The sequence below is a fragment of the Malaciobacter pacificus genome, assembly GCF_004214795.1.
Taxonomy (GTDB): domain Bacteria; phylum Campylobacterota; class Campylobacteria; order Campylobacterales; family Arcobacteraceae; genus Malaciobacter_A; species Malaciobacter_A pacificus.
This window is the reverse complement of sequence record NZ_CP035928.1, coordinates 731,407-747,799: the sequence shown is the minus strand read 5'-3', so window position 1 is coordinate 747,799 and position 16,393 is coordinate 731,407. Positions and strand designations below refer to the sequence as shown.

Sequence of the window (16,393 nt, the reverse complement as noted above, 5' to 3'; positions counted from 1 at the left end):
GCATATTATACAAAGGAAATTTATGCAAGATTTTACTATTTTTGATATGGTGGTACTAGGTATTACTTTAGTTTTAGGACTTAAAGGACTTTTTAGAGGACTTATCAAAGAGGTATTTGGAATTGTTGGAATTATTGGTGCTATATTTGTAGCTTCAAGAGTATCTAAAGATATTGGTGATTTAATAGCACCTTTTTTAGCACTTGAAAATGAAACAACAATTAAATTAATTGGATTTATTGTTGCGTTAATTGGTTTTTGGATTATTGTTTATGCACTAGGATTAATCATAAGCAAAATTTTCAACGCAAGTGGTCTAGGAATTTTTGATAGAATTTTTGGATTTTTATTTGGTGCAGCAAAAGTGTTTTTAATCTTTTCTGTTATTGCTTATGCATTATACCAAGTAAATTCATTTAAAAAAGCAATTGATGAGAAATCGGCTGGTTCAGTTGTTATGCCACATTTATTAAGTGTTGGTTCATATATAATTAAACTAGATACAAGTTCAATCACAACAAAGATAGGAAACACTGTAGATACTGTTGTTGATACAGCAAAAGATGCAACATCAAGTGAAAAACCTACAAGTGAAAAAATTCAAGAAAGCATAGATGAAACTACAAATGAGATAAAACAAGAAGTAGAAAAAAGTGTAGATGAAGTAAAAAAAGCTGTTGAAGAAGAGGTTATGAATAAAGTAGAAGAGAAAGTTAAAGAAGTATCAACAGCAACAGATGAGCAAATCAATACAATGAAAGAAAAACTACAAAGTATTGTAAATAAACCAGAAGAAACTAACTAAAAAAGGAAATAAATATTGTTCGAAAATAAATACATACAACAAAGAATAGAAAAAGCCAATATTTTAAAAGAAGCGGGATTTAATCCTTATGCAAATGATAGTAAAAGAAATACTTCTATTTCTAAGTATATCAATGTAAACAGTGATATATTTAAAACTGAAGAAAAAAGAGATGAAAATAGAAACTATACAGTTGCAGGTAGAATTAAGTTTTTTAGACTTATGGGAAAAGCATCTTTTCTTAAAATTGAAGATGAGTCAGGAATTTTACAAATTTATGTGGCAAGAGATAATTTACCAGAAGGTTTTTATAACGATATTTTCAAAAAGAATGTAGAAGTTGGAGATATTATTGAAGTAAGTGGTTATCCATTTATTACTGGAAAAGGTGAGCTTTCATTACACGTTCATGATTTAAAAATCTTAACAAAAGCCATTTCACCACTTCCTGAAAAATACCACGGTATTCAAGATAAAGAGTTAAGATATAGACAAAGATACTTAGACTTAATTATGAATTCACAAGTTAGAAAAACTTTCCAAATTAGATCTAGAGTTATTTCACTAACTAGAAGATTCTTTGAAAACAAAGGTTTCTTAGAAGTTGAAACTCCAATGATGCACCCTATTGCAGGTGGAGCTAATGCTAAACCATTTGTTACTCATCATAATGCATTAGGAATTGATAGATTTTTAAGAATTGCACCTGAACTATATTTAAAAAGATGTATTGTTGGTGGATTTGAAGCAGTATTTGAAATAAATAGATGTTTTAGAAATGAAGGAATGGATGCAACACATAATCCAGAGTTTACATCTATTGAGTTTTATTGGGCCTACAAAACATACAAAGATTTAATTATACTTACAAAAGAGTACTTTGAATTTTTATTTGAACATTTAGATTTACCTACAGTTTTACCTTATGGTGAATTTAAAATCGACTTCAGTAACTTTACAGAGATTCCATTAATTCAATCACTTTATGAGATTGGTGGAGTTCCAGCTGATATTGTTGAAGATAAAGATAAGATAATTGCTTTTATGAAAGAGCAAAATCTTGAAGTAAATGAAAAAATGAACTTAGGTCAATTACAAGGTGAGTTATTTGATGAGTATGTAGAAGATAAATTAATTGATCCTACTTTTATTACAGAGTATCCTGTTGAAATCTCTCCACTTGCAAGAAGAAATGATGATAAACCTCATTTAACTGATAGATTTGAGTTATTTATTGCAGGAAAAGAGATTGCAAACGCCTTCTCTGAGCTTAATGACCCTATTGATCAATTAGAGAGATTTGAAGGTCAAATGGCAGCAAAACATAGTGGTGATGATGAAGCACATGAAATGGATGAAGATTTTGTAAATGCTTTATCTTATGGTATGGCTCCAACAGCAGGTCAAGGTATTGGTATTGATAGATTAGTTATGATGTTAACAAATGAACACTCTATTAGAGATGTATTGTTATTCCCAGCTATGAAACCAGTTAAACATGAAATTAATCTTCATGACGATGTTGATGAAGAAAACTAAAATATAATTAAAACTATTAGGAGAAAATAAATGAGTTACATTAGTAATAAATCTTTAAAAGATGCAGATAAAGAGATTTTTGATATTGTTGAGTCTGAGTTAGAAAGACAAACTTACCACTTAGAAATGATTGCAAGTGAAAACTTTACAAGTCCAGCAGTTATGGAAGCTATGGGTTCTGTTTTTACTAATAAATATGCAGAAGGTTATCCATATAAAAGATACTATGGTGGATGTGAATTTGCAGATAAAGCAGAGCAACTAGCAATTGATAGAGCTTGTGAAATCTTTGGATGTAACTATGCAAATGTTCAACCTCATGCAGGAAGCCAAGCTAATGGTGCAGTTTATGCAGCATTATTAAAAGCAGGTGACAAAATTTTAGGTATGGATTTATCTCATGGTGGTCACTTAACTCATGGTTCTAAACCTTCATTTTCTGGTAAAAATTACCAAGCATTCTACTATGGTGTAGAGCTAGATGGTAGAATTAACTATGATAAAGTAATGGAAATTGCTAAAATCACTCAACCAAAAATTATCGTTTGTGGAGCATCAGCTTATGCAAGAGAGATTGATTTTTCTAAATTTAGAGAAATAGCTGATGCAGTTGGTGCTATTTTATTTGCTGATATTGCACATATTGCTGGATTAGTGGCTGCTGGTGAGCATATGAGTCCATTCCCTTATGCTGATGTTGTAACAACAACAACTCATAAGACTTTAAGAGGTCCAAGAGGTGGTTTAATTATGACAAATGATGAAGAGATTGCTAAAAAAATCAACTCTGCAATTTTCCCAGGATTACAAGGTGGTCCATTAGTACACGTTATGGCTGCAAAAGCTGTTGCATTTAAAGAAGTTTTAGATCCTTCTTGGAAAGATTATGCAAAACAAGTAAAAGCAAATGCAAAAAAACTTGGTGAAGTATTAGTTTCTAGAGGTTATGACATCGTTTCTGGTGGAACAGATAACCACTTAGTATTAGTATCATTTTTAAATAAACCATTTAGTGGTAAAGATGCAGATGCAGCACTTGGAAATGCAGGAATTACAGTAAATAAAAATACAGTTCCTGGTGAGACAAGAAGTCCATTTGTTACTTCAGGTATTAGAATAGGATCACCAGCACTTACATCAAGAGGTATGAAAGAAGCTGAATTTGAAATTATTGCAAATAAGATTTGTGATGTTTTAGATAATATTGAAGATACTGCATTACATGCAAAAATTAAAGAAGAACTAAAAGAGTTAGCAAGTAATTTTGTAATCTATAATCAATCAACGTACTAAGAAAACCTATAAGGATTAGCTATGCAAATAAAAGGCGAAGAGTTTATTAAAAAAGTTCAACTTCAACAAGAAAGAGAAGAGCTTGAACAAAAATTAAATGAACTAGAAGAGGCAGAACAAACTTACACTGAAGAAGATCCAGTTATAGTTGAAACTCCTATTTCAAATGAACATGAGCTAAATAACATTATGTTAGATGCAAATGAACCAATAAATAATGACAATGACAATAAGAAAAAATATCTAGCTCTAGGTATTGTTTTAGTTGTACTATTTTTATTGACAATTATCATTATTCGCCTTTTAACTGGAGATGAAAAAGAGGATGATTTTACATCTTCAAAAGCTAGTTCTTTAGAGATGAAAAAGCTTGAAGAAAACTCTAATATAGAAGAAAATTTTCAAAAAATCATTAATGAAAGAATAAAAAAAGAGGCTGAAACAGTAGCTAATACTGATACTAAATCTTCTGAAGATAAAATTGATAATATTGAACAAAACATTCAAGAAGAAGAAAAAGAAAAGACTCTTCAATCAACTTTAGATGAAACTATTAAAAAAATAGAAGAGAAAACTAAAGAGATTCAGAAAACTGAAGAAAAAGCAGTTAAAACAAAACCTGAAGTAAAAGAAGAGCCTAAAAAAAGCATAAAAGACTTAGTTCAATCAACTGCTTCAAATGAAGTAATTAGTGGTTATTTTGTACAAATTGGTGCATTTACTAAAACACCTTCTTCAAGTTATATTAATAAAATTAGAGATGCAGGATTAAAGTATAAAGTATATAAAGTTGAAGTAAAAGGTACTATGTATAATAAAGTACTAATTGGACCTTACTCTTCAAGGGCTGTTGCAAAAGACAATATTGATTCTATCAAGAAGAAATTAAATTTATCAAGTGCATACGTACTTAAGTTTTAAAGAGATTAAATGAATTTTTATAGTAAAGAACTATTTTTAGACCAGTTTACACCTGTTTCAATTTATGAAAAGATTAAAGAGATTTATAAAGAAGAGATTACTTTTCTTTTTGAAAGTACTATCAACTCTAGTGATGGGAACTACTCATATATAATAATAGAAGCACGTGAGCGAGTTTGGTATGAAAATGGTGTTTGTTATCATAAAAATGAAAATGGTGAAATAAATGAAGTTGAATCAAATCCATTAAAATTCTTAAAAAACTATTACAAAAATTTTGATAAAGAGCTTTTTAAAGCAAAAAGTGAAGAGTTAGGAATTGGTCTTGTTGATGGTTTTATAGGAAATGTAGGTTATGATATAGGTAAAGAGTTTGAACCTGTATTAAAACCTTATATGAATTCATTAGAAGATCAATTAAATATTCCTGATTTAGATTTAATTAGACCAAAGATAATTTTAGGGTTTTCCCATAAAACTTCAAAATTAGTTATGGTTACTTCTCTAGAAGAAAAAGAAAAAGAACTTGATAAAATAGAAGAACAACTTTTAACTGCCTATACTTTTACTCCACTTAAGAAAGCTATTATTAAAGATGAAGGTAAATTTAACTTTTCAAAAGAAAAGTTTTTTGATATGGTTGCAAAATCAAAAGAAATGATTAAGTCAGGTGATGTATTCCAAATTTTAATGTCAAATAGATTTATTCAAAAAGCCCAAGTTGACCCATTAAGTTTTTATAGAGCCCTAAGAAGTAAAAATCCAAGTCCATATTTATATCTACTACAATTTGAAGATTTTTCAATTGCAGGAAGTAGTCCAGAAGTTATGATTAGGCTTGTTGATGGACATCTTCTTTTAAGACCTATTGCAGGAACTCGAAAAAGAGGAAAAACAATTGAAAGAGATTTAGAGCTTGAAGAAGAAATGATTAATAACCCTAAAGAAAGAGCAGAACATTTAATGCTTGTTGATTTAGGAAGAAATGACGTTGGAAGAGTAGCACGACCAGGTACAGTTAAAGTAACTGATTTAATGAGAGTTGAAAGATACTCTCATGTAATGCATATAGTTTCTGATGTTGAGGCTGTAATTGATGATAAATATGATATGTTTGATTTATTTGCCGCAACTTTTACAGCTGGTACTATGACAGGAGCTCCTAAAATTAGAGCTATGGAACTTATTGCACAATTTGAAGGAATTAAGCGAAACTTTTATTCAGGAAGCATTGCATATTTTGGATTTGATGGAAATATGGATAGTGCAATTACAATTAGAACTTCAATGATTAAAAAAGATAGTATTATTTTCCAAGCAGGAGCAGGAGTTGTTGCTGATTCAATACCTGAAGAGGAATACTTAGAAGTTCATAATAAACTAGCTGCTAATATCTCTACATTAAAAGACTTGTCTTAAGTCTTTTAAGTTATAATTTTACCACTTAAAATCCCTAAAAAGGACACACTATGCTACTTGGTGTAAATATAGACCACATTGCTGTTTTAAGAGAAGCGAGAAAAATAAACGACCCAAATCCCCTTGATGCACTTGGAATTTGTAAGCTATCAGGTGCTGATCAAATCACAATTCATTTAAGAGAAGATAGACGTCATATACATGACAATGATGCAAAAGCAATTATTGAGCAAAGTACACTTCCTGTTAATTTAGAATGTTCAATTAATGATGATATTATTGATATTGTATGTGAATTAAAACCTCATAGAGCTACATTAGTACCTGAGAATAGAAATGAAGTAACAACAGAGGGTGGACTTGATATAGAGTCAAATTTTGAAAAGATAAAAAGAGTTGTTGAAAGATTACATGAAAATGAAATCGAAGTTTCTCTTTTTGTAGACCCAGACTTAGAAACTATAGAACTTTGTTCTAAATTAAAAGTTGAATGGATTGAACTACATACTGGAACTTTTGCAAATGTTTATGCAATGCTTTATTCAAACTTAGCTCAAACTCATCATAGTATTAAAGAATTAGAACTTAGTAAAAAAGAGTTAAAAACTAAACTTGATGAATCAATTACAAGTATAAATGATGCTACTAAATTTGCTTTAAAACACAATTTAAAAATAGCTGCAGGTCATGGATTAAACTACCAAAATGTTACACTTATTTCTTCAATTAAAGGAATTAGTGAACTTAACATTGGGCAAAGTATAGTTGCAAGAAGTGTTTTTACAGGACTTTCAACAGCAATTATTGATATGAAAAATATAATAAACTAAGGCAAATAAATGAAACCTAAAATAGCTATAAGTATTGGTGACTTAAATGGAATTGGTATAGAAATTGCTTTAAAAAGTCATGAAAAAGTTTCAAAACTTTGTGAACCTATTTATTGTATTAATAAAAAAATGCTAAAAAAAGCTGCGACAGAATTAAATATAGAAATTCCCAAAAATTTTGAAACTTTCAAAACAAAAGGTGACTTTGAAATTAGGCCTGGAACAGTTCACAAAAAATCTGGGCAATACTCTTTTGACTCATTTCATGATGCAATAAACTTAGCTTCTAAAAATGAAGTTGATGCAATTTGTACACTTCCTATTAATAAAGAAGCTTGGTCAAAAGCTGATATAAAATATAAAGGTCATACAGAAGTTTTAAGGGACTATTTTGGTAAAAATGCAATCATGATGCTAGGTTGTAAAAAGATGTTTGTAGGACTTTTTACAGAGCATATTCCCCTTAAAAAAGTAGCTAAAAAAATAAAAGAAGAGGATTTAACTCAATTTTTAATTGATTTTTATACTAATGTAAAAGCTGAAAAAATCGGTGTCTTAGGCTTAAATCCACATGCAAGTGATAATGGAGTGTTAGGGGATGAAGAAGTTGAGATATTTAAAGCAATAAAAAATGCTAATAAAATACTAAACAAAAAGGTTTTCACTGGACCACTAGTTCCTGATACTGCTTTTTCACCCCTTTCTAGAAAAAGCTATAAATACTTTGTAGCAATGTATCATGATCAAGGATTAGCACCATTAAAAGCTTTATATTTTGATGAAAGTATTAATGTAAGTCTTAATTTACCTATTGTTAGAACATCAGTTGACCATGGAACTGCCTTTAATATTGCTTATAAAAATGAAAAAATCAATACTAAAAGTTATATCAATGCAATAAAAGAAGCTGTAGTACTATCTAAAAACCAATAATGAAAAGTTTAGAAGCTTCATATGAATTAAATCTTTCTAAAATTAATTTTTTAGAAAGAAAAGTTAAAATAACTCATCCTAAAACAATACTTTATGGCCCTTCAAATGTGGGTAAAACCTATCTTATTTATGATTATTTATCACATTTTAAAATAAGTGAATATATTTATATTGATTTTAATGACAGTAGAAATAACTATGAAGATATAAAAAATAATCTTGATGAATTTTTAAGAAAAAATCAAATAAAAGTTTTAGTCCTAGAAAATTTTGATTTCTCATTTGAAATACCATATTGTGATAATATAATTATTAGTAGTGATATAAAAAAGAGGCTAAAAGGATTTAAAAACTTAACTATAAATCCTTTAGATTTTGAAGAGTATATACTTCATGATCAAAGACATCAAAATATTACAATTAGTTTTAATAACTTCCTAAAATATGGGAATCTCCCAGAAATAATTAATCTTGAAGAACACAAAAAAGTACATAGACTTCAAGAGATTATAAAACTACAATCTAAAAATACTACGGAGTATGAAATACTTAATATTTTAATTGAAAATATTGATGAAAAGAAATCATTATTCCAACTTTTTAATGCACTTAAAATGAAAATTAAAGTCTCAAAAGATATATTTTATGAAACAGCTAAAAAACTTCAAGAAAACAATACTATATATTTCTTACAAAAATATAATCAAGAGAAAGCTGTAAAAAAAATCTACTGTTATAATCACTCATTTTTAAATGCAATTACTCATAATAAAAAGTTTAAAAATGAGTTTACAAATATGATTTTTTTAGAATTAAATAGTAAATTTAAAGAGTTATATTACTTAGATAATATAGATTTTTATATCAAATCTTTAAATCAAGCTGTTGTTTGTATTCCTTTTTTTAACTCAATTTTAATGGGAAGTATTTTAAAAAAGATAATAAAAACAGCTAAAGATAATGAAATAAATGAGGTAAATATTATCACTATTTCAAACAATGAAAATATAAAAGATCCAAATATAAAAATTAATATTTTGCCATTTTATGAGTGGGCTTTAAGCTAATAAGTAATTGTTAATAAAATTTTAGATAAAATCACGAATTATTAAAGGATACGTAATATGGATAAAATGGATAGAAGAGTACTTGTAAAATTTTCTGGTGAGGCACTTGCAGGTGCAGAAGGTTATGGTATTGACACTCAGATTTTAGATTATATTGCTGAGGAAATTAAAAACTTAGTTGATAACGGTATTGAAGTTGGTATTGTTATTGGTGGTGGTAATATTATTAGAGGTGTGACTGCTGCTGCTGATGGTGTTATTAAAAGAACAAGTGCTGATTACATGGGAATGTTAGGAACTGTTATTAACGGTGTTGCAATGCAAGAAGCATTAGAACACAAAGGTATAACTGCAAGACTTCAAACTGCAATTAAAATGGAACAAATTGCTGAACCATTTATTGTAAGAAAAGCAAGAAGACACTTAGAAAAAGGTAGAGTTGTTATTTTTGGAGCAGGAACTGGTAATCCATATTTTACAACTGATACTGCTGCAACATTAAGAGCAACAGAGATTGGTGCAAGTATGTTAATAAAAGCAACAAAAGTTGATGGTGTTTATGATAAAGACCCAATGAAATATGATGATGCAATCAAATTAGATACAATCTCTTATGACCAAGCATTAGAAGATCATATCAAAGTTATGGATGATACTGCTATTGCTTTAGCAAAAGACAATAAGCTTCCATTAGTTGTTGCTAATATGAATGAAAAAGGTAACTTACTAAAAATCATTAATGGTGATTTTAGTAGATGTTCAATTGTTAAATAAATCACAGAGGAATTTAAATGAGATTAGAAGAAAGAATGACAAAAGCTTTAAAACAAGTTAACAATGATAGATATATTTTAGCTATTGCTGTTGGACAAAGAGCTGATGAATTAAGTAAAGGTGCAAAACCATTATTAGAGCAAAATACTCAAAAAATGAAATATACTGATATTGCAATCGATGAAATTGCAAACGGTTTATTAAAAATTGAAGGACTAGTAGACAAAAATTAGATATAAGAACTCTCTTATATCTTGGTCTAAATTTAATGGATCCATTTATCAAAAGAATTCAACAGATTAATTCTGTTGAAGATGCTATAAAAGAACTCGAATCAGAAACAAAACTCTCATCAAAACTAAAAGAAATAATAGATTTTGTTATAACTGCACATGAAAATCAATACAGAAAAAGTGGTGAACCTTATTGTGTACACCCTATTTTAGTAGCTTCAATTACAGCTCACTTTTCAAAAGATGAAGCAATAATTGCAACTGCCCTACTTCATGATGTTGTTGAAGATACAAACTATTCACTAGAGTACGTTCAACAAAGATGGGGATATGATATTGCCCACATGGTTGATGGATTAACAAAAATTGTAGAAATTAGAGAGCATGAGTTTGTTCCTTCAAATAACACAAATGATGCAAAACTAATATCTTCAGCTTTAACATTTAGAAAAATGCTAATTGCTTCAATTGATGATGTTAGAGTATTAGTAGTAAAGTTATGTGATAGATTGCATAATATGCTTACACTTTCAGCACTTCCACCTAATAAACAAAGAAGAATAGCGGAAGAAACACTTGTTGTTTATGTGCCAATAGCAAATAGACTTGGTATTTCTACACTAAAAAATGCTTTAGAGGACTTAGCATTTTTTTACATTTATCCACAAGAGTATAAAAAGATTGATAAATTTTTAAAAGATAATGAACATGCAATGCAATTAACTTTTAATAATTTTATATCAACTACAAAATCTTTATTAGAAAAAAATGGATTTGATTTAGAAAAAATCAAAATCTACTCTAGAATTAAACACCATTACTCTATTTATTTAAAAATGCAGAGAAAAGGTATCTCTTTAGATGAAGTTTTAGATTTATTTGCAATTAGAGTTTTAGTTGAAGAGGATATTGATTGTTATAAAGTTTTAGGATTTATTCACTTAGAGTATAAACCTTTGATTTCAAGATTTAAAGATTATGTAGCAACTCCAAAAGAGAATGGTTATCAAACTATTCATACAACAGTTTTTTATAACTCTAAAATTTATGAAATTCAAATTAGATCATTTGAAATGAATAAAGTTGCTGAATATGGTATTGCAGCTCATTGGAAGTATAAAACAGGTGAAAAAAGTACTACAAATTTAAATTGGTTAAAATCACTAGAGTTTTCAAATGAAAATGTAGAAGAGTTTTATCAAGAGACAAAAGATCATTTATATACTGAAGAGATTATTGTTTACTCACCAAAGGGTGAGATTTTTAATCTACCAGTTGGTTCAACGGCTCTTGATTTTGCATATTTAGTTCACACTGATGTGGGTAAGAGAGCAAAAGCTTGCTATATTAACAAGATTAAAAAACCTTTATTAACTGAACTTAAAAGTACAGATATTGTTAATATTGAAGTAAGTGATAAAGAGATTGCTAGATGTTCTTGGATTGAGATGGTTAAAACATCAAGGGTAAAAAAACAAATAAGACTTACATGTTCTCATAGACAAAAAGAGATTGATGAGTTATATGGTAAAAATATAATAAATACAGTATTCTCAAGATATGATGAAGATATTACTAGTAAGTTTGAAGTTGAATCTCCATATAAAATCCCTCAAATATTAGACTATTTTAAACACACAAAGTTACAAGTTGAGAAAAAAATAGTTGCCCACAGAGGATTGATGACAAGATTTAAAATCTTAACTAGTAAAATAAAAGAGTTTAAATTTGATAATATGTTGATATATTCTAATTTTAGTATTAATTCTGTATCATTTGACCATTGTTGTCACCCAAAATTTGGTGATGATATAGTAGCTTTTAGAGATGGAAGTAATGCTGTAATACATCATAAATTATGTGACAAAGCATATAATAAAATATTATCAAAAAATCAAATGCTATTTTGTAAATGGACAAAAGATACAGTATATCAATATAAGATGCTAGTATCTTTACCTAATACAAAAGGTGAATTAGCAAGATTACTAACTCATATGTCTCAATACGAAATATATATTTTATCTGTAGATTTTGGAAGACAAAAGCACTCTTATAGACAATATTGTGATATTGAATTTGAGATAAATAAATCAAATATTGATGAAGTTAGAAAAATAATAGAGAAAAAAGTTAAAGTTATAGAGTTTTTCTCAAAAAAAGATGCATATAAAAATTAGAAAAGGTAAGAATTTAATGGAAAACAAAGTTCAAGAAGCAATTGCTGAAATACAAAGAGGAACAGCTGAAATAATTGATATCGAAAGAATTGAGAAACTTATTACTAGATATTTCCAGACAGGTGAAAACTTCTATGTAAAAGCGGGATTTGATCCAACTGCTCCAGATTTACACTTAGGGCATACTGTATTAATCCAAAAATTAGCAGCTTTCCAAAAATATGGTGGAATTGTTCAATTTTTAATTGGTGATTTTACGGCAACTATTGGTGATCCAACAGGTAAAAGTGAAACAAGAAAAGTATTAAGTGAAGAGCAAGTATTACAAAATGCTCAAAGTTATAAAGAGCAAGTATTTAAAATCTTAGATGAGAGTAAAACAGAGGTAAAATTTAACTCAACTTGGTTAAAAGAGTTAGGTACTGCTGGATTAATTTCACTTGCTTCAAATTTAACTGTTGCAAGAATGTTAGAAAGAGATGATTTTTCAAAAAGATATGCATCAAATACACCAATTGCTGTAAGTGAATTTACTTACCCATTATTACAAGGTTATGACTCAGTTGCTATGGATACAGATATTGAGCTTGGGGGAACTGATCAAAAGTTTAATTTACTTATGGGAAGAACTTTACAAAAAGCATACAACTGTAAAAAACAACAAGCAGTTTTAATGATGCCTATTTTAGAAGGTTTAGATGGTGTTCAAAAAATGTCTAAATCTTTAGGTAACTATATTGGTGTTACTGATGAGGCATTTGATATGTTTGGTAAAGTTTTATCAATTAGTGATGAATTAATGTGGAGATATTATGAACTATTATCTACTAAGTCACTAAAAGAGATTGAAGAGTTAAAAGATGGTGTTGAAAATGGTTCAATTCATCCAAAAGATGCGAAAGACTCTTTAGCAATTGAGATTGTAGATAGATACCATGGAATTGGTGCTGGTCAAAAAGCTAAAGAAGAGTTTAAAAAAGTTTTTGCAAAAAAAGATATCCCAACAGATATTGATGAATACACTTTTGAAGGTGAAATTTGGATTGGTCAAGCCTTAGTTGACTCTAAATTAGTGCCTTCAACTTCACAAGCAAGAAGAGATATAAAAGCAGGTGCTGTTAAATTAAATCAAGAAAAAGTAACAGATGATAAACTAAATTTATCAAAAGGTGAGTACATTTTACAAAAAGGTAAAAAAAGTTTCGCTAAGATAACAATAAACTAGAAGGGCTAATTTTGAAAATAGGAAAGTATGAAATAAAACACCCAATTATCCAAGGTGGAATGGGAGTAGGTATTAGTTGGGACCAATTAGCTGGTAATGTAAGTAAAGAGGGTGGTCTAGGTGTTATTTCTGCTGTTGGTACAGGTTATTATAGAAATAGAAGTGAAAATGTACAAATTATCACAAAAAAAGATAAACCAAAAGATGTAGCGAACTTTTATAATAGAGACTCTCTTAATGAAATCATTCAAAATGCAAGAAAAATTTGTGGAGATGCTCCACTAGGTTGTAACATCTTATATGCAATTAATGATTATGGAAGAGTTGTAAAAGATGCATGTGAAGCTGGTGTTGATATTATTATTACAGGAGCTGGACTTCCTACAAATATGCCAGAATTTACAAAAGATTTTCCAGATGTAGCTTTAGTTCCTATTGTATCAAGTGCAAGAGCTTTAAAACTTATTTGTAAAAAATGGCAAAAATATAACAAAATTCCAGATGCCGTTATTGTTGAGGGTCCTTTAAGTGGTGGTCATCAAGGATTCAAATATGAAGATTGTTTCAAAGAAGAGTTTCAATTAGAAAATATTGTTGGACCTGTTATTGAAGAGGCTAAAAATTGGGGAGATATTCCAATTATTGCAGCTGGTGGAATTTGGGATAAAAAAGATATTGAAAAATTCCAAGCACTAGGTTGTACTGGTGTTCAGATGGCAACAAGATTTATAGGTACTTTCGAGTGTGACGCCCATCAAAATTTAAAAGAAGTATTAATCAATGCTGATAAAGATGATATTAAATTAGGTAAATCTCCTGTTGGATTACCTGCAAGATCAGTTAGAACTAAATTACATTTTTCTATGGAAAATAACACAGCACCAAAAGTTCAGTGTATCTCAAACTGTGTTGCACCATGTAACAGAGGTGTTGAAGCTAAAGCCGTTGGATACTGTATTGCAGATAGATTAGGTGCAGCTTATAATGGTGATGAAGATACAGGTCTATTTTTTACAGGGGCTAATGGCTACAGAATTGATAAACTAATATCAGTTCATGAGCTAATGGAAAAACTAACAAAAGGAGAATAAAATTTTTAAGAATTTTTTTCTTCTAACCCTTCTATTTATAGTATTTAGTACAAATACATATGCTTCTATTAAAGATGATTATAGAACAGCTCGAATGGAATACCTAAAAGCTGTTCTAAAAAAAGATAATGATAAAAAAATCGAAGAGCTGAAAAAACTTATTGTTCTTGGTGAAAAACTAAATAAAGATATTACTCCTGATAAAAAAAAGTTGGAAATACTTTTAGAAAGAGGAAATAAAATATCATCTACTCCACAAAAAGAGATAAAAGAGTCTAAAGATACAAAAGAATCAACTGTAAAATATGCAATAGAATCTGTTTATACTCAAGGTAATAAAGTAATAATAGATTTTAATGTTGATGTTACAAAAGATGATATTAAATTTTTTGAACTTAAACAAAACCCTTTAACAAAAGATGTTTATGATATAAATGGCTATTTTAAAGATGCAGCTCCTACAAAACTTAGTATAGATGGTGTTGAAAAAATTGTAATTGGTCAATTTAAACCAGATGTTTTACGAATTGTTTTTTCAGATAAAAAAAATCTAAAAACATCATATGAAATAAATGATAGACAAATTATAATTAGTGTAGAAGATGTTCAAAAACAATATTTAGAACAAGAAGAACTTGGCAATCCTTATGTTGATAAGAAAAATGAGATTAGGACAATTACTGCAAAAAACAATAAGATTTTTGTGAGATTTAATAAAAATGTAACATTAAATGATATTAAATATAAATCATATAAATTTGGCAAAAATTTTGAAAATACTTTTGATATAAAAGGAAAATTTGAACACACAAAACCAACTGTTTTAAAAATTGATGAAATAGATAGAATAATAGTTACAGACTATGCAAAAACTGCTGTTAGAATAAAGATTAGAAATAAAAATAAAACTGATGTAAAATATAGTTTAAATGGAAAACTTCTAACAATTAGTGTAAAAGAACAAAAAGAGACACTACCATATCCAAACTTTAGACCAAGAACTATTGTAATTGATGCAGGACATGGAGGGCATGATGTAGGTGCTGTGGGTCCTGGAAAAAGATATGAGAAAGTAGTTACTTTAAATGTTGCTAAATATCTTCACGCTATGTTGAAACAACGTGGTCATAAAGTTTATCTTACTAGATACAATGACAAATATATAAAAGTTAGAAATAGAACAATATTAGCAAATGAAAAAAATGCTGATATATTTATATCTATTCATGCAAATGCTGTTCCTAAGGCAAAAGCAACTAAAGTTGAAGGTATAGAAACATTCTTTTTAAGTCCTGCTAGAAGTGAAAGAGCAAAAAGAGTTGCTGCGATGGAAAATAAAGAGGATATTACAAAAATGAGTTCTTCTACAAAGAGTGCCTTTTTAGAATCACTAAATAGACCAAGAATTACAGCTTCACATAAATTAGCTATTGATGTGCAAGCAGGATTACTACAGTTTGCTCACAGTAAATATACAGATGTAAAAGATTCAGGAGTTAGAGAAGGACCGTTCTGGGTTCTTGTAGGTGCTCAGATGCCTTCTATTTTAATAGAACTTGGATATATGTCTCATCCTGTTGAGAGTAAAAGATTATACTCTTCAACTTATCAAAAACTATTAGCAAATGGTATTGCTAATGGTGTAGATGCTTACTTCTCAAAAAATCCTTAACTTGATTGATTAGTTTCATCTGCTTTTTTTTAATCTCGGGTAAATCATCAAGTGAAAAGAATTTCACTTTTGAATTTTCCCAAGATAGATAATTGCTTTTTAATTTATCTTCATTAAAAAACTCTTCTAAGCCTTCTATATTTTTAGCATTTACTAACCAAATACCAATATCTTTTTCAAGATTTATTTGCTCAAAATAGTCTTCAAATAAACCTATTTCAACATTAATAGAGCTCTCTTCGTAAAACTCTCTTTGGGCACATTCATAAGCAGTCTCATTTTTTTCTTTACTACCTTTTAAACATCCCCACTTATTTTTACTCGCAACAGATTTACACAATAAAATTTTAATATCATCATCAATAGCTAAATAAGGAACTACACCATATGCTTTTTCATGAGATTTCATAA

At 28.7% G+C, this 16,393-nt stretch carries 15 protein-coding genes; 14 read left to right on the top strand and 1 reads right to left on the bottom strand.

The genetic code is table 11. From position 1 onward, the window contains the following. Window positions 1-22: 22 nt before the first annotated feature. The 14 genes from APAC_RS03775 to APAC_RS03710 all read left to right on the top strand — a co-directional run bounded on the left by APAC_RS03775 (window position 23) and on the right by APAC_RS03710 (window position 15,982). Window positions 23-805 (top strand): CvpA family protein, encoded by a 783-nt coding sequence (locus tag APAC_RS03775; RefSeq protein ID WP_130232852.1) that lies wholly within the window; start codon window positions 23-25, stop codon window positions 803-805. A 12-nt stretch (window positions 806-817) separates the two neighbouring features. Then, complete coding sequence (gene lysS, locus APAC_RS03770; protein ID WP_130232851.1) at window positions 818-2,344, top strand: lysine--tRNA ligase; 1,527 nt, start codon at window positions 818-820, stop codon at window positions 2,342-2,344. Between the two features lie 30 nt (window positions 2,345-2,374). Next, the gene (locus APAC_RS03765; RefSeq protein WP_130232850.1) at window positions 2,375-3,637 is read left to right on the top strand and encodes a serine hydroxymethyltransferase; all 1,263 of its coding nucleotides are present in this window, start codon (window positions 2,375-2,377) and stop codon (window positions 3,635-3,637) included. A gap of 21 nt (window positions 3,638-3,658) precedes the next feature. Continuing rightward, window positions 3,659-4,558, top strand: a complete 900-nt coding sequence (locus tag APAC_RS03760; RefSeq protein WP_130232849.1) for an SPOR domain-containing protein — start codon at window positions 3,659-3,661, stop codon at window positions 4,556-4,558. 9 nt (window positions 4,559-4,567) lie between these two features. Next, a complete protein-coding gene (locus tag APAC_RS03755) occupies window positions 4,568-5,977 on the top strand; it encodes an anthranilate synthase component I family protein (protein WP_130232848.1) in 1,410 nt (469 codons plus the stop codon). Window positions 5,978-6,027: 50 nt separating this feature from the next. Then, window positions 6,028-6,807, top strand: coding sequence for a pyridoxine 5'-phosphate synthase (locus APAC_RS03750; protein WP_130232847.1), 780 nt, complete (start codon window positions 6,028-6,030; stop codon window positions 6,805-6,807). Between the two features lie 9 nt (window positions 6,808-6,816). Then, window positions 6,817-7,740 (top strand): 4-hydroxythreonine-4-phosphate dehydrogenase, encoded by a 924-nt coding sequence (gene pdxA / locus APAC_RS03745; protein ID WP_130232846.1) that lies wholly within the window; start codon window positions 6,817-6,819, stop codon window positions 7,738-7,740. Next, window positions 7,740-8,807 (top strand): ATP-binding protein, encoded by a 1,068-nt coding sequence (locus tag APAC_RS03740; protein ID WP_130232845.1) that lies wholly within the window; start codon window positions 7,740-7,742, stop codon window positions 8,805-8,807. Before pdxA ends, APAC_RS03740 begins: the two co-directional genes overlap by 1 nt. 66 nt (window positions 8,808-8,873) lie before the next feature. Next, window positions 8,874-9,581: a UMP kinase gene (pyrH, locus tag APAC_RS03735; protein WP_130234573.1), complete on the top strand. Its 708-nt coding sequence runs from the start codon at window positions 8,874-8,876 to the stop codon at window positions 9,579-9,581. A gap of 17 nt (window positions 9,582-9,598) precedes the next feature. Continuing rightward, window positions 9,599-9,814: a DNA-directed RNA polymerase subunit omega gene (locus tag APAC_RS03730; protein WP_130232844.1), complete on the top strand. Its 216-nt coding sequence runs from the start codon at window positions 9,599-9,601 to the stop codon at window positions 9,812-9,814. Between the two features lie 35 nt (window positions 9,815-9,849). Then, complete coding sequence (locus APAC_RS03725) at window positions 9,850-11,994, top strand: RelA/SpoT family protein (protein ID WP_130232843.1); 2,145 nt, start codon at window positions 9,850-9,852, stop codon at window positions 11,992-11,994. A 16-nt stretch (window positions 11,995-12,010) separates the two neighbouring features. Continuing rightward, window positions 12,011-13,219 (top strand): tyrosine--tRNA ligase, encoded by a 1,209-nt coding sequence (tyrS, locus tag APAC_RS03720; RefSeq protein ID WP_130232842.1) that lies wholly within the window; start codon window positions 12,011-12,013, stop codon window positions 13,217-13,219. A gap of 11 nt (window positions 13,220-13,230) precedes the next feature. Then, complete coding sequence (locus tag APAC_RS03715; RefSeq protein WP_130232841.1) at window positions 13,231-14,310, top strand: nitronate monooxygenase; 1,080 nt, start codon at window positions 13,231-13,233, stop codon at window positions 14,308-14,310. A 94-nt stretch (window positions 14,311-14,404) separates the two neighbouring features. Further along, window positions 14,405-15,982, top strand: a complete 1,578-nt coding sequence (locus APAC_RS03710; protein WP_130232840.1) for an N-acetylmuramoyl-L-alanine amidase family protein — start codon at window positions 14,405-14,407, stop codon at window positions 15,980-15,982. On the opposite strand, the gene APAC_RS03705 is transcribed toward APAC_RS03710, so the two are convergent. Continuing rightward, the gene (locus tag APAC_RS03705) at window positions 15,945-16,391 is read right to left on the bottom strand and encodes an NUDIX domain-containing protein (protein ID WP_130232839.1); all 447 of its coding nucleotides are present in this window, start codon (window positions 16,389-16,391) and stop codon (window positions 15,945-15,947) included. The two genes, APAC_RS03710 and APAC_RS03705, sit on opposite strands and share 38 nt — an antisense overlap. Window positions 16,392-16,393 lie beyond the last annotated feature (2 nt).

What these genes read in the sequence shown, in the direction of transcription:
- APAC_RS03775 (WP_130232852.1), top strand. Translation starts at nt 23, where the DNA reads ATGCAAGATTTTACTATTTTTGATATGGTGGTACTAGGTATTACTTTA.
- APAC_RS03765 (WP_130232850.1), top strand. Translation starts at nt 2,375, where the DNA reads ATGAGTTACATTAGTAATAAATCTTTAAAAGATGCAGATAAAGAGATT.
- APAC_RS03760 (WP_130232849.1), top strand. Translation starts at nt 3,659, where the DNA reads ATGCAAATAAAAGGCGAAGAGTTTATTAAAAAAGTTCAACTTCAACAA.
- APAC_RS03755 (WP_130232848.1), top strand. Translation starts at nt 4,568, where the DNA reads ATGAATTTTTATAGTAAAGAACTATTTTTAGACCAGTTTACACCTGTT.
- APAC_RS03750 (WP_130232847.1), top strand. Translation starts at nt 6,028, where the DNA reads ATGCTACTTGGTGTAAATATAGACCACATTGCTGTTTTAAGAGAAGCG.
- pdxA (WP_130232846.1), top strand. Translation starts at nt 6,817, where the DNA reads ATGAAACCTAAAATAGCTATAAGTATTGGTGACTTAAATGGAATTGGT.
- APAC_RS03740 (WP_130232845.1), top strand. Translation starts at nt 7,740, where the DNA reads ATGAAAAGTTTAGAAGCTTCATATGAATTAAATCTTTCTAAAATTAAT.
- pyrH (WP_130234573.1), top strand. Translation starts at nt 8,874, where the DNA reads ATGGATAGAAGAGTACTTGTAAAATTTTCTGGTGAGGCACTTGCAGGT.
- APAC_RS03730 (WP_130232844.1), top strand. Translation starts at nt 9,599, where the DNA reads ATGAGATTAGAAGAAAGAATGACAAAAGCTTTAAAACAAGTTAACAAT.
- APAC_RS03725 (WP_130232843.1), top strand. Translation starts at nt 9,850, where the DNA reads ATGGATCCATTTATCAAAAGAATTCAACAGATTAATTCTGTTGAAGAT.
- tyrS (WP_130232842.1), top strand. Translation starts at nt 12,011, where the DNA reads ATGGAAAACAAAGTTCAAGAAGCAATTGCTGAAATACAAAGAGGAACA.
- APAC_RS03710 (WP_130232840.1), top strand. Translation starts at nt 14,405, where the DNA reads ATGGAATACCTAAAAGCTGTTCTAAAAAAAGATAATGATAAAAAAATC.
- APAC_RS03705 (WP_130232839.1), bottom strand. Translation starts at nt 16,391, where the DNA reads ATGAAATCTCATGAAAAAGCATATGGTGTAGTTCCTTATTTAGCTATT.